The 12,224-nt window shown below is 75.8% G+C and carries 13 protein-coding genes; 4 read left to right on the top strand and 9 right to left on the bottom strand.

The genetic code is table 11. From position 1 onward, the window contains the following. Positions 1 to 91 precede the first annotated feature (91 nt). Positions 92 to 1,120 (bottom strand): DUF2332 domain-containing protein, encoded by a 1,029-nt coding sequence (locus ACPC54_RS02715; protein ID WP_498960405.1) that lies wholly within the window; start codon positions 1,118 to 1,120, stop codon positions 92 to 94. A gap of 283 nt (positions 1,121 to 1,403) precedes the next feature. On the opposite strand from ACPC54_RS02715, the gene ACPC54_RS02720 reads away from it, so the two are divergent. Further along, on the top strand, positions 1,404 to 1,916 hold the full coding sequence (locus ACPC54_RS02720) for an SgcJ/EcaC family oxidoreductase (protein WP_498960408.1): 513 nt from the start codon (positions 1,404 to 1,406) through the stop codon (positions 1,914 to 1,916). Here the strand turns inward: ACPC54_RS02720 and ACPC54_RS02725 are convergent. The 8 genes from ACPC54_RS02725 to ACPC54_RS02760 all read right to left on the bottom strand — a co-directional run bounded on the left by ACPC54_RS02725 (position 1,879) and on the right by ACPC54_RS02760 (position 8,621). Continuing rightward, a complete protein-coding gene (locus ACPC54_RS02725; protein ID WP_498960410.1) occupies positions 1,879 to 3,480 on the bottom strand; it encodes a sensor histidine kinase in 1,602 nt (533 codons plus the stop codon). The genes ACPC54_RS02720 and ACPC54_RS02725 overlap by 38 nt on opposite strands. Continuing rightward, entirely contained in the window at positions 3,477 to 4,172 is a 696-nt protein-coding gene (locus tag ACPC54_RS02730; RefSeq protein WP_498960412.1) for a response regulator transcription factor, read from the bottom strand. The genes ACPC54_RS02725 and ACPC54_RS02730 overlap by 4 nt, the downstream gene beginning before the upstream one ends. A gap of 87 nt (positions 4,173 to 4,259) precedes the next feature. After that, on the bottom strand, positions 4,260 to 4,637 hold the full coding sequence (locus tag ACPC54_RS02735) for a hypothetical protein (protein ID WP_498960414.1): 378 nt from the start codon (positions 4,635 to 4,637) through the stop codon (positions 4,260 to 4,262). Between the two features lie 136 nt (positions 4,638 to 4,773). After that, positions 4,774 to 5,925, bottom strand: coding sequence for an SUKH-4 family immunity protein (locus tag ACPC54_RS02740; protein ID WP_498960416.1), 1,152 nt, complete (start codon positions 5,923 to 5,925; stop codon positions 4,774 to 4,776). Between the two features lie 86 nt (positions 5,926 to 6,011). Then, on the bottom strand, positions 6,012 to 6,845 hold the full coding sequence (locus ACPC54_RS02745; protein WP_498960418.1) for a hypothetical protein: 834 nt from the start codon (positions 6,843 to 6,845) through the stop codon (positions 6,012 to 6,014). Positions 6,846 to 6,968: 123 nt separating this feature from the next. Beyond that, positions 6,969 to 7,475, bottom strand: a complete 507-nt coding sequence (locus tag ACPC54_RS02750) for a hypothetical protein (protein WP_498960420.1) — start codon at positions 7,473 to 7,475, stop codon at positions 6,969 to 6,971. Beyond that, the gene (locus ACPC54_RS02755; protein WP_498960422.1) at positions 7,472 to 8,077 is read right to left on the bottom strand and encodes a DinB family protein; all 606 of its coding nucleotides are present in this window, start codon (positions 8,075 to 8,077) and stop codon (positions 7,472 to 7,474) included. The genes ACPC54_RS02750 and ACPC54_RS02755 overlap by 4 nt, the downstream gene beginning before the upstream one ends. A gap of 70 nt (positions 8,078 to 8,147) precedes the next feature. Then, positions 8,148 to 8,621 (bottom strand): MarR family winged helix-turn-helix transcriptional regulator, encoded by a 474-nt coding sequence (locus tag ACPC54_RS02760; RefSeq protein ID WP_498960423.1) that lies wholly within the window; start codon positions 8,619 to 8,621, stop codon positions 8,148 to 8,150. A 53-nt stretch (positions 8,622 to 8,674) separates the two neighbouring features. Between ACPC54_RS02760 and ACPC54_RS02765 the strand changes: the two genes are divergently transcribed. From ACPC54_RS02765 to ACPC54_RS02775, 3 genes are all read left to right on the top strand, one after another. Further along, positions 8,675 to 9,547, top strand: a complete 873-nt coding sequence (locus ACPC54_RS02765; RefSeq protein WP_498960425.1) for an alpha/beta fold hydrolase — start codon at positions 8,675 to 8,677, stop codon at positions 9,545 to 9,547. Positions 9,548 to 9,775: 228 nt separating this feature from the next. Then, positions 9,776 to 10,522, top strand: a complete 747-nt coding sequence (gene imuA' / locus ACPC54_RS02770; RefSeq protein ID WP_498960427.1) for a DnaE2-dependent mutagenesis accessory factor ImuA' — start codon at positions 9,776 to 9,778, stop codon at positions 10,520 to 10,522. 1 nt (position 10,523) lies between these two features. Beyond that, positions 10,524 to 12,197 (top strand): DNA polymerase Y family protein, encoded by a 1,674-nt coding sequence (locus ACPC54_RS02775; protein WP_498960429.1) that lies wholly within the window; start codon positions 10,524 to 10,526, stop codon positions 12,195 to 12,197. Positions 12,198 to 12,224: the final 27 nt, after the last annotated feature.

Genomic DNA, 12,224 nt, shown 5'->3' on the forward strand with positions numbered 1-12,224 from the left:
TGGTCACGACGGTAGAAGCTGCCGTTGCGGCAACTTCAAGCCCGCACGGCGAACCGCTTCGCGCCTGGGGCCCACGGCCCCGGCTTCCGGCTCACGCGCCGCCGAACCAGTCCAGCGACTGCCCGTGCGGACCGGTGAAGGCCACCGGCCGCTCGTCCAGGGCGAGGGCGAACAGCCCGGACCCCTCGGGAGCCGGGCGGGGCAGGCGGGCGGCGACGGTCGGCAGCACGGAGACCGCCTCGTTGGAGATCCAGTGCCCGGGCAGTTCGCGCATGGTCGCCGCGAATTCCTCCCGGGCCTCCGGCGGCAGGTACGCGAGCACCGCGCTGTGGAACACCACCGGCGTCGCCCCCGCCGGCACCCGCGCCACCAACTCCCGTACGGTCGCGTTGAGATCGCCGCGCACCAGCAGTGGCGGTTCGGCCCGGGCGACCCGGACGGCGCCGCGCAGCCGCTCCAGCCGGTGGGTCTGCTCCGGCCAGACCAGCGATTCCAGCCAGCGCATGTCCTCCTCGGCCCGGACGTCCAGCGGGTTGAGGTCGATCCCGGCCCGCCACGCCACCTCGGGCAGCCGCTCCCGCAACGACCCGTCGAGCGGCACCGGCCCGCTGACCGCGCAGTCCAGCGTCACCGGGCTGCCCTCGGCACCGAACTCGCCGAACTCGCCGAGCCCGCCGAGCCCGCCGAACTCGCCGAGCCCGCCCGCCGTCAGGTACCGGTACCGGTACCGGTCCGGGTACAGGCACAGACCCGCCGAGGCTCCCACCTCGATCAGCGCGAGCGGCTGCGGCAGCGTCGCCAGCAGCGGCAGCAGGGTGGCGCAGCGACCCGCCTCGTTGGTCTGGGTCCGGCGCTCCAGCATGGTCGCCGACACCTCGGCCCAGTGCGCCGCGGCCCAGTCACGGAAGGCGGGCCAGCCCTCCGTGACCGGCCCGCCCAGGTGGCGGACGGCGCCGAACAGCAGGTTCGGCTGCCGCTTGGCCTCCGGCAGGCGCTCCAACAGTCCGAGCAGCGGCCCGTCCTGCGCCACGCGTTCGGCCAACTCCTGGTAGACCGGCGAGTTTCCGCGTGCCTCCCGCTCGGCGAACCTCAGGTAGAGGCCTTTCGCATCACTGTCCACGTTCCGTATTCCCTTTCCCCCGAACGAATTTGGCGCAGCTTTGGCCGTGCCTTTGCCGTCCGCTGGACGGCCGCTAACCCGGCCCCCGCGAGAGTGGGTGCACCGGAGAACGGGCCCGCCCGGAACGGGGCGGGACCCGCCGGAACAGACCTTAACGATCATCGCGATCGCCGCAGCGACGGCGGTCACACCGGTCATGAGTTCGTCGGTGGCGAGCTCGCCGGTCGTGCAATCGCCGGTCGCACGGTGCCCGACCGCGACCCCCCCACCCCCAGGAGGCCCGATGAAGTCCAAGTTCCGTACCCGCGCCGTGCTCGGCACCGCCGCCGTGGTGGCCGCGGTCGGTACCTTCACCGCCGGGGTCGGGGCGGCCCAGGCGGGGGAGGAGCCGAACCGGCGCGGCAAGCCGTCCGAGCGTGAGATCTCCTCGCTCTTCGACCAGTGGAACGCCGCGCTGCGGACCGGCGACGCGGAGAAGGTCGCCGACCGCTACGCCCCGGACGCCGTCCTGCTGCCCACCGCCTCGCCGGTGATCCGCACCGACCGCGCCGGGATCGTCGACTACTTCGAGCACTTCCTGCAGAAGAAACCGCGCGGCGAGAAGGTCCGGTCGGTGATCAACGTCCTGGACGCCAACTCGGCCGTCGACGCGGGCCTCTACCGCTTCTACCTGACCGATCCGGCCACCGGCGCCACCAAGCAGGTCGAGGCCCGCTACAGCTACGAGTACGAGAAGCGCGGCGGCAAGTGGCTGATCATCAACCACCACTCCTCGGTGCTCCCCGCCGAGAGCTGACCGCCGCGCCCCGGGCTGCCGCGCCCCGAACCGCCGCGCCCCGAACCGCCGCGCCCCGGACCGCCGCGCCTCGGGCCGCGTTGCGCAGCGTGATCCGCACGCAGAGCCCGCCGCCGGGCGCGTCCGCGAGGACCACGGTGCCGCCGTCGTCGGTGACCAGCTGCTTGACGATGGCGAGCCCGAGGCCCGAGCCGGACCGCCCGGTGAGGCCCTGCCCACGCCAGAACCGGTCGAAGGCCCGGGACTTCTCGGCGTCGGACATCCCGGGCCCCTGGTCCAGCACCTCCAGCACCGTGGTTCCGTCGCCCGCGCCGCCGGGGCCCTCGTGGGAGTTCCCGGCGGCGCCGGCGGTGATCCGTACGGTGATGGTGCCGCTGTCCGGCGAGACCTCCAGGGCGTTGGAGAGCACGTTGTCCAGCACCTGTTCCAGCCCGCCCGGCCCGGCCAGCACCGCCGGTACGGCCAGCGCAGACGGCCGCTCGTCCGGCCCGGTCGTTCCGACCGTCCCGACCGTCCCGACCGTCCCGGTCGATCCGACCACCCCGGTCGCTCCGCCCGGAACGACCAGGGCCACGCAGACGCCGCGCTCCGCCGCCGCCGGCCGCCAGACGTCCAGCCGCTCCTCGACCAGGTCGCGCAGCGCCACGGGCTCCGGGGCGGACACCTTGGCCTCGGCCCGGGCCAGCACCAGCAGCCCGCTGACCAGCCGGCTCATCCGGACCACCTCGGCGGTGGCCTGTTCCACGTCCTCCCGGACGAGCTCGTCGTCCACGCCGTCCGCGATGTTGTCCAGGGACAGCCGCAGCGCGGTCAGCGGGGTGCGCAGCTGGTGCGAGGCGTCCGCGACGAAGATCCGCTGCGAGGCGACCAGGGTGTCGAGCCGTTCGGCGCCCTGGTTGAGGGTCCGGGCCAGGGTGCGGGTCTCCTGCGGGCCGGTGACGGGGGAGCGGGCGGTCAGGTCGCCGTCGCCGAACCGGCTGGCCATGTCGTTGAGCAGGCGCAGCGGCTTGGTCAGCAGCCGGGCGACGATGGCGCCCAGCCCGGCGGCGACCGCCAGCACTCCGACGGCGAGGACGGCCCGGAAGCCCCAGATCCGCCACAGCCGGTCGCTGAGGTCGGCGGTGGCGTAGCGGATCCGCACCGCGCCGACGATCCGCTGGTGGTCGCCCCGGGCGTACGCGGGCACGGTGACGACCAGCTGCGGCCCCCAGACGAACCGCGAACCCCAGTCGGCGGTGCTGCGCCCCTCCCGCAGTGCCCTGGTGATCGCCGTGTCCCCGGGAGGGGCGGGCGGCAGCGGTGGCACGGCGGTGCCGTCCGCCGCCACCGCCTCGACCGTCCCGGGCGTCTCGTCGGCGTACGCGCCGGCCACCCGGGCCAGCGCCTGCCGGGCGGGGGCGTCGCCGTCGCCGAGCAGCAGCGCCATGGCGGTCGCCTCGCGCCGCACCGACTCCTCGGTGTCCCCGCGCAGTTGGGCGGTCAGCGTGAACGCCACCGGCACGGTGAACGCGGCCAGCGCCACGCCGACCAGCAGCACGTAGCTGACGATCAGCCGCCGGATCAAGGGGAGTCGTCCGGGGCCGCGACGGGCGCCACCACGAGCCGGAACCCCACCCCGCGCACCGCCTCGATCGCCACCGCCCCCGCGAGCTTGCGCCGCAGCGCGGCCACGTGCACGTCCAGCGTCTTGGTGGGCCCGAACCAGTTGGCGTCCCAGACCGCCTCCATGATCTGCTCGCGCGACATCAGCGCGCCCGGCTCCTCGGTGAGGAAGGCCAGCAGGTCGTACTCCTTGGGCGTGAGCGGCAGCTCGGCGCCGTCCAGCCGGACCCGGGCGGCCCGGCGGTCCACGGTGAGCCGCGGTCCGTACCGGTCCGGGCCGGCGGCAGCCTGCTGCCCCGCAGGGCGCGCCCGCCGCAGCACGGCGCGGATCCGGGCGACGACCTCGCGCACGCCGAACGGCTTGGACACGTAGTCGTCGGCGCCGATCTCCAGCCCGACCACCCGGTCGGTCTCGTCGCTGCGCGCGCTGATCACGATGATCGGCACGTCGCCGCGCCGGCGCAGGGCCCGGCAGACGTCCAGCCCGTCGGTGTCGGGCAGTCCGAGGTCCAGCAGCACCAGGTCGTACGGGTCGGCCTCGGCGAGCGCTGCCGCACCGGTGGTCACCCAGGCGACCTCGAACCCGTACCGCACCAGCCCTCGCCGCAGCGACTCGGCGACCGGCTCATCGTCTTCCACCAGCAATACGCGCACGGGTGCACCCTATTGACCTGCACCGTCCGCTCGAACACCGGCAGCCCCGGCACGGCGGGGGCACCGGGCGGCGTCACCGGCGAGGCGTCACCAGCCCTGGCCGTGCCCCGGCTGCCACTCCAGGCCCGGGTACGGGCGGGGCCGCAGCACGCGCACCAGGGCCGTCCCCGACCAGACGACCACGGTCAGCAGCGCGTAGAACAGCAGCAGCGCCCAGAACGGCGTGGCGGACACGCTCTGCTCCTCGAAGCGGCACCACGCGTCCGGCGGCAGCCAGGACGCGCCCGTCTCCAGCAGCTGCCCGCCGCCCGTCACCAGGCCCCGCTCGCAGCGCTCGTCGAAGTCCGACGACCGTACGTACAGCAGGCCGTACACCGCGCCCGCCGACGCGAGGGAGAGCAGCGCGACGACGCCGAGCGCCATCGCCCGTCTTCGCCCGCCGCCCGCCGTACGGTTGTTCGTCACCGGGGCAGCGTACCGGCGGGACGGGCCCGGCGCGGCCAGGACGGCGGACGCCCGGCCCCGTGCCGTCCCCGCCCGCCCGCCCCGCGCCGCTGTTGCCCCGCCCGCCCCGTGCCCCCGCTGCCCCGCCCGCCCGCCGTCAGCCGAGCAGCCCGCCCAGGTGCCCGTCCTCGGCGAGCAGCCGCCAGGAGCAGCCGGGCGAGGCGAACGCCGCTGGGTCGACGGCCTCGACCAGCCGGTCCACCACCGTGCTCAGCAGCGACTGCGGGTCGAACACCGCCCAGGTGTCCCGGCCCCGGCCGCCCTCCCAGCGCTCCCACTCGGCACGCAGCCGCTCGTACGTCCACAGGGCGTAGAGCAGCGCGGTGAGGTCCTGGTTGAGGTACGCCTCCGGCTGGCCGTCGTCGTACCAGTCGGGCAGTTCCAGCCGGCCGGTCGCGCCGTCGAGGGCGATGGTGAGGTCGGTCGGCCAGTCGCCGAGGGCCAGGAAGTCCCGCTGGTACGGGCGCAGCTCCTCGCCGTCGAAGTACTCCGGGTACGCCTCGGCCATGGTGACCAGCGGCGCCGCGCACGCGCCGAACATCGCCCCGCCGGTCGGCAGGCCGATCTCGGTGAGCAGGTGCCGGGTGGGCCGGTGCACCAGGGCGGCGGGCAGGTCCTCGGGGCGGAAGCGGTGCACCTGGCCGGGGCCGTCGTCCTCGTCGGTGAGCGCCGCGAGCTCCGTCACCAGCTCGGAGCCGACCGTGTACGCCGGCCCGTCCGGGCCGCCCGGCAGCGCGCCCCAGCCCAGGGCCCGGACCAGCAGTGCGGTGCCCCAGTGCGCGGGGGGTGTCGGGGCGTGGTCGTACAGGTCCGGGTCGAGGGCGCGCATCCGCAGTTCCGCGCCGGCCATCACCTCGGCCACCACCGCCGGGCCGCGCCGCCCGTCCAGGGCGTCCGTCCGGCCGGCCGTCTCGGCGACCGCCTCGACCTCCCGCACCAGCCCGGCCAGCGCCGGCAGGCCGGAGGCCAGCAGGTCGCGCCGGGGCCCGCCGTCGCCGAGGAACACCTGGCCGGTGGTGCCGTCGAGCAGCACCAGGCTGCCGGCGGCGGCGTACGGCGCGCAGTACTCCGTCTCGCCGAGGACGAACAGCCGCTCGGCCCCGGCCGGGAACGGCCTCAGCGGGCCGGCGCCGAGCGCCCCGAAGTCCAGGAACGCCCCGCTCTGCGGCAGGCCCTCCCGCAGCAGGAACTCCCGGCTCGCCGCGTGCACCACCCCGCCCGGCAGCCCCGCCGCCCGCGCGCACCCCATGTGCCCACCTCTCGCCGTCCGTTCCCCTGACCACCAGACCCTAGCGGCCCGGCCCGACACCGCGACGGTCGGCGCCGACCTGCGGACTACGCCGTCGCCGGCACGTCGACGTTCCAGTGCGCGGGCAGGTCGGCGTCGCAGAACACGCACACGTGGTGCCCGTCGCGGACGATGCCGCACCGCGCGCACGCCGGGCAGCGGCGGAACACCAGTTCCTCCGTGAAGCCGCCGGGGTGCGGCAGCCCGATCCGGTCGAGGGCGGCGGCGACGGCGGGCCAGGAGGCGACGTCCGGGAAGTAGCCGGTGGACTGGTTGCTGACCGTCCGGACCTCCCAGCCGTCGGTCGACTTCCGGAACGCGATCTCCCCGGCGCTCAGCACCGACTCCCCGCCCGCGCACGCCACGTGCTCGCTGCGGCGCGGGGCGAGCCGCAGCGCGCCGGCCAGATCGACCACGAAGGTCGACGGCTCGGCGTGCTCCTCGGCCTGCGCCCAGGCGGCGAACTCGGCGGCGGTCCGCACCGGCCGGCCGCCGGGGGTGCCCGGGTCGACGGCGGCACGCAACTCCGGCGGGCCCACGTACCGGTACGCCCGGCCGAACCCGTTCGCGACCTCCGCCGCGATGCCCCGTTCGCCCAGCCGCACCCGCCACCAGGCCATCTCCACGGTCGTCCCGCTCAACCCGAAGTCCCGCAGCTCGTCGAGGAGTTCACCTGCGCGAGACAGTGACTCCCCGGCGCCCTCCCGGATCACCCGCAGCGCTCCCAGCCGGTCGGCGAGCGGCGCGGTGAGCCGCAGCCGAGCCGGGCCGTGCACGGCCAGCAGCGCCTCCCTGACGTCCTGCGGCGTCGGCTGCGACCCGGTGTACTCGCACAGGGTGGCGTCGCAGTCGGAGCAGGTCTGCTCGGAGTCCCACCACACCTCCCTTTCTTCGTAGAGGAATTGCCCGACGCTCCGCACGGAATCGCCCCCGCACGCGAAGCAGGCGACGGCCGTCCGCACGGCCTGCCCCACGACTGTCCTGTCCGACACTCCGGCCGCCCCTCAGCCTCGACGGGCGTCGGGGCAGTCCGACGCGACCCACCCGGCCGTGAGATCGGCACTGGTGACCGTCAACCTCCCCGGCCGGAACGCCAGTTCATGGGTGCAACCCTGGTCGTGCGGGAGGATCTCGTCCAGGATGACCGGCCCGAGGTCCTCCCAGGACGAGGGCTCCCCGAGGCCGTCGAACTCGATGCCGGTCACCGCCCGGTAGCGGATGACCAGGTCCTCCTCGTGCTTCCAGCAGTTGTGCCGGAACCGCAGTTCCAGGGTGCCGACGCCCGTGCCGGTAGCGGTGTCGGTGCCGTCGCGGCCGGGGTGGAACCCGCTGAGCGTGAGGTCCTTCACGCAGCGCTGCCCGGCGAAGTCGTAGTGCCCGGGGTCGGTGGCGAACGCGGCCGCGCCCGGCGGCAGGTCGGCGGCCAGCCGGGGCAGTTCCGCGAGGTAGCGGCGCGGGGAGATGACTCCGGTCGATTCGCCGATCCGGGCGTCCAGTTCGACGTACTTCACGCGCGCGGCCCTTCGGCGGTCGCGCCGGCCTCGCGGGCGGCCTGCTCGACGCGGGCGTGGTGGTCCTGCCACCAGGAGGCGTCGCCGGGCGCGGTGTTGAGGCCGTCCGGGCGCTGGCCGGTGGCGCCGTCGACGAGTTCGCGGACGAGGTCGGCGTGGCCCGCGTGGCGGTGGGTCTCGGCGATCAGGTGGACGAGCACCCGGTGCAGGGTCTGCCGGGGGCGGGTGCCGAACGGCAACTCGCCGACCGCGTCCAGCGGCAGGGCGTCGATGGTGGCGTCGGAGTGCGCCCAGACCCGCCGGTAGCGGCCGACGATCTCCTCGGTGCTCTCGTCGGCCCGCGCCCACAGGTCGGCGTTCGGCTCGGTCTCGCCGAGGTACCAGAGCGGCGTCGGCTCGGGGAAGGGACGGCCGAAGGTGTCGCCGAGGTAGAGCCGTTCGGCGCCGGTGACGTGCTTGACCAGCCCCAGCAGGTTGGTGCCGGTGGGGGTGAGCGGGCGCCGGAGGTCGTACTCGGAGAGCCCGTCGAGTTTCCACAGCAGGACGTCGCGGGCGTCCTGGAGGTAGATCCGGAGGTCGGTCTTGCCGTCCGTGATGGTCATGTATTCAGTCTGCTGATCACATGATCGGCGTCCACTGCATTTCGTTCCGTGGCTGCCGCGGTGGCGGCGTTCACGGTGACTCGGCCTGGTCGACGTGCGCCTCGTACAGCCGGTGGAGCAGCCGGTTGAGGTGCTCGCGGTCCGGGGCGTCCAGGGCGGACAGGAATCGGTCCTGTTCGGCACCGGCCGCGGCGGCGACGGCGGCGACCAGCGCACGCCCCTCCTCGGTGAGGGTGACGACCCGGCGGCGGCGGTCGGTGTCGTGCGGGCGGCGTTCGACGAGCTGCCGGGCCGCGAGCTGGTCGAGGACGGGGACCAGGTTGCGGGCGTCGACGGCGACGAGCTCCGCCAGTCGTCGCTGGCCCGCCGGCCCGTGCTGGTGGAGCGCGACCAGGGCGGCGTACTGGCTCTGGGTCAGCCGGTGCTCGCCGAGGAAGGCCGTCCAGGAGCGGGTGGTGAGCGAGCCGAGGCGGGCCAGCAGGAAGCCGGTGCCGCGCTCGAAGGCGGGCCGCTCGGGCCGGTCTCCGGGGATGTCGTCGCTCATGTGATCAGCCTACTCCAATAGACATGCCACATGTCGTTTGGTAGACATGATTCATGTCTATTGACCTTCGTCACTCGCACGTCCCGCTCGACGGCCGCACGCTCCACGTCGTGGAGTCCGGTGACCCCGAGGGCCGGCCGTACCTCCTCCTGCACGGCTGGCCGGAGTCCTGGCGGACCTGGCTGGGCGTGATGGCGGCCGCGCCGGACGACGCCCGGACGATCGCCGTCGACCTGCCCGGCATCGGCGGATCGGTCGGCGCGGTCGACGGCGGCTCGAAGCGCGGACTGGCGGCGGTGGTGCGCGCCCTGGTGCGCGAACTCGGCCTTGCCGACGCCACGTTGATCGGCCACGACGCCGGCGGGATGGCGGCCTACGCCTACCTCCGCCGCTACCGGGAGGCCGGGGACCGGGAGCGCGTCGGCCGGGTCGTCATCATGAACACCGTCATTCCCGGCGTCCCGCCGTGGGAGGACGTGCTGCGCAACCCGTACATCTGGCACTTCGGCCTGCACGCCGTCCCCGGCCTGCCGGAGACCCTGGTCCAGGGGCGCCAGGCCGCGTACTTCGACTACTTCTACGACGTGCTGTCCGCCGACCCCCGGCGGATCACCGCCGAATCGCGCGCCGCCCACGCCGCCGCCTACGGCGGCCCGGCGGCGCTCACCGCCGGGTTCGACCTCTACCGCGCCTTCGCGCAGGACGCCCGGGACAATGCCGCGTCCGCCGCGGCCGGGCCCGTCGACACCCCGCTGCTGTACCTGCGGGGCGACCGCGAGGGCGGCGACCTGCGGGCGTACGCGCGGGGCTTCCGCGAGGCGGGGGTGCGGCGGCTGACCACGGCGGTGGTGGCCGACGCCGGGCACTTCGCCCAGGAGGAGCAGCCTGCCGAAGTCTGGCGGCTGATCGGCGAGTTCGCCGACTGAGCCCCACCCGTCCGCCGCCCGCCGTCTACCCGCGCACCTCGTGCACCTCGTGCACCCCGTGCGGGCCGGCCGTACGGGGCACGCTCGGTGACGGCGATCGGGCCCCCGTGCCGAGCGCGCCGACATCGCCCCTGGTGGTGTCCATCGCGGCCGGGTGCACGGAGAGTGACGGAATGGGACGACGGCTCGGACTTGAATCTTTACGAACGGATGTTCGATCCTGGGGTTGTGTCCGCTTTCGAATCTATTTTCGAATCCACCGTCGAGCGCCCCCGGCTCCGACCGGTGGCGTCCCCGGCTGCCCCGCCGGGGGCCGGGGCGTCCGGCGCCGCGCCCGGCGGCCTGCTGCCGGTGGTGCCGGCGCTGCGCGGGGTGCTGCCGGACGGCGGGCTGCGGCGCGGGTCGGCGGTGTCGGTGGCGGGCGGGGACACCGGGCTGCTGCTGGCCCTGGCCGCCGGGGTCCGGGAGACCGAGGGCGGCTGGGCGGCGGCGGTCGGGCTGCCGGACCTCGGGCTGGCCGCCGCCGAGGGGTACGGGCTGGACCTGCGGCGCCTGCTGCTGGCGGACGACCCGGGCCCGCACTGGCCCGAGGTGGTGTCGGTGCTGGCCGGCGCGGTGGAGCTGGTCATGCTGCGCCCGGACGGGCCGGTGCCGCCGAAGCTGGCCGCCCGGCTGGCGGCGGTGCTGCGGCGCAACGGCTGCGTGCTGCTGGTGGCCGGGCCGTGGCCGGGGGCGGCGCTGCGGCTGGGAGTGCGGTCCGGGCGCTGGTTCGGGCTGGGGGACGGCCACGGGCAGCTCGCCGGGCGGCAGGTGGAGGTGGTGGCCGAGGGGCGCGGCTCGGCGGTGCGCGGCCGGACGGCCCGGCTCTGGCTGCCGGACGAGCACGGTGCGGTGCGGCCGGTGCGGGAGTCCGCGGGATCGCAGGAGTCCCCGTCGTCCCCGGAGCTCCCGCAGCCCGTCGCGGCGGTGGTGTGAGATGGCGGACGACCGTACTCCCCGGGTGCTGGCGGTCTGGTGCCCGGACTGGCCGGTGGTGGCCGTCGCCGGCGACGACCCCGACACCCCGGTGGCGGTGACCGAGGGCGGGCGGGTCCTGGCCTGTTCGGCGGCTGCCCGGGCGGCCGGGGTGCGGCAGGGGCAGCGGCTCAAACTGGCCCAGCGGCTCTGCCCGGCGCTGGAGCTGCGCGATCGCGATCCGGAGGCGGAGACCCGCCGCTTCGAGCCGGTGGTCGCGGCGGTGGAGGCGTTCACGCCCCGGGTGGAGGTGGTCCGTCCGGGCCTGTGCGCGATCCCGGTGAAGGGCCCGGGCCGCTACTTCGGCGGCGAGGAGCCGCTGGCGGCCCTGGTCGGCGCGGCGGTGGCGGACGCCCTCGGGCGGCCGCCCGTCCCGGACGCCGTTCCGGGCGCGCCGGCCGGATCCGAACCCGCGTCCGAACCCGCGCCCGAATCCGCTGCCGAACCCGCGTCCAGCCCCGGGCCGACCCCCGGGCCGACCCCCGCGCACGAAGCCCAAGCCCCGTGCGCCCGGATCGGCATCGCGGACGGCCTGTTCGCCGCCGTGCTCGCCGCCCGCGCCGGGGTGCTGGTGCCGCCCGGCCGGACGGCGGAGTTCCTGGCCCCGTACCCGGTGGCCGTGCTGGGCGACGAGGCGCCGGCCGAACTGCTCGGGCGGCTCGGCCTGCCCACCGTCGGATCCTTCGCGGCGCTGCCGCCCGAGGCGGTCGCCGACCGCTTCGGCCCGTCCGGGACTGCCGCGCACCGGCTGGCCCGGGGCCTGCAGCCGCGCCCGCTGGCGCCGCGCGACCAGGGGCCGGACCTCGCCGTCGAGCAGCACTTCGACCCGCCGGAGCCACTGGCCGAGCCGCTGGTGTTCGTCGCCCGCACGCTGGCCGAGCGGCTGCACCGGCAGCTGGCCGGGGCCGGGCTGGTCTGCCGCCGGGTGGCCGTCGAGGTGGCCTGCGCGGACGGGCGGACGGCCTCCCGGCTGTGGCGGCACGAGGGCCGGCTGTCGGCGACGGCGCTCGCCGAGCGGGTCCGCTGGCAGTTGCAGGCCTGGCAGGGCGCGGGCACCTTCGCCGATTCCGGGGAGGGCTTCACCCTGCTCCGGCTGGCCCCGGACGGCCTCTCCCCGGACGGCGGCCGCCAGCTCGCCCTGTGGGGCCAGGCCGTCGCGGACGACCGGGTGGAGCGCGCGGTGGCCCGGGTGCAGGCGGTGCTCGGGCACGCCGGGCTGCGCCGGATCGAGCCGGCCGGCGGCCGCGGCCCGGGCGAGCGGCAGGTCAGGGTGCCGTGGGGCGAGCCGTACGAGGCGGCGGCGTCGGTGGGCGCGCCCTGGCCGGGCCGGCTGCCGGACCCGTGGCCGACCATGGTGCTGCGCGAGCCCGCACCGGTGCGGGTGCTGGACGCGGCCGGCCGGCCGGTGACGGTGGACGGCCGGGCGGGGGTGTCGGCCCGGCCGGCCCTGGTCGTGGTCCGGGGCCGGGAGGAGCGGGTGGAGGGCTGGACGGGCCCCTGGCCGGCGGTCGAGTCCTGGTGGGACCAGTCGCTCGCCCGCCGCCGGGCGCGGTTCCAGGTGGTGGTGGGCGGCGGCCGGGCGCTACTGCTCACCGTGGAGGGGGGTGAGTGGCACCTGGAGGCCGGCTACGACTGACGGCCTTCCGCAGGACCAGGGGGGGAG

The sequence above is a fragment of the Kitasatospora sp. NPDC094028 genome, assembly GCF_049543595.1.
Taxonomy (GTDB): Bacteria; Actinomycetota; Actinomycetes; order Streptomycetales; family Streptomycetaceae; genus Kitasatospora.

Excerpts from the sequence above, each read along its gene's own strand:
- ACPC54_RS02720 (WP_498960408.1), top strand. The coding sequence starts at position 1,404 with ATGAAGTCCAAGTTCCGTACCCGCGCCGTGCTCGGCACCGCCGCCGTG.
- ACPC54_RS02740 (WP_498960416.1), bottom strand. The coding sequence starts at position 5,925 with ATGGGGTGCGCGCGGGCGGCGGGGCTGCCGGGCGGGGTGGTGCACGCG.
- ACPC54_RS02755 (WP_498960422.1), bottom strand. The coding sequence starts at position 8,077 with ATGACCATCACGGACGGCAAGACCGACCTCCGGATCTACCTCCAGGAC.
- ACPC54_RS02760 (WP_498960423.1), bottom strand. The coding sequence starts at position 8,621 with ATGAGCGACGACATCCCCGGAGACCGGCCCGAGCGGCCCGCCTTCGAG.
- ACPC54_RS02765 (WP_498960425.1), top strand. The coding sequence starts at position 8,675 with ATGTCTATTGACCTTCGTCACTCGCACGTCCCGCTCGACGGCCGCACG.
- ACPC54_RS02775 (WP_498960429.1), top strand. The coding sequence starts at position 10,524 with ATGGCGGACGACCGTACTCCCCGGGTGCTGGCGGTCTGGTGCCCGGAC.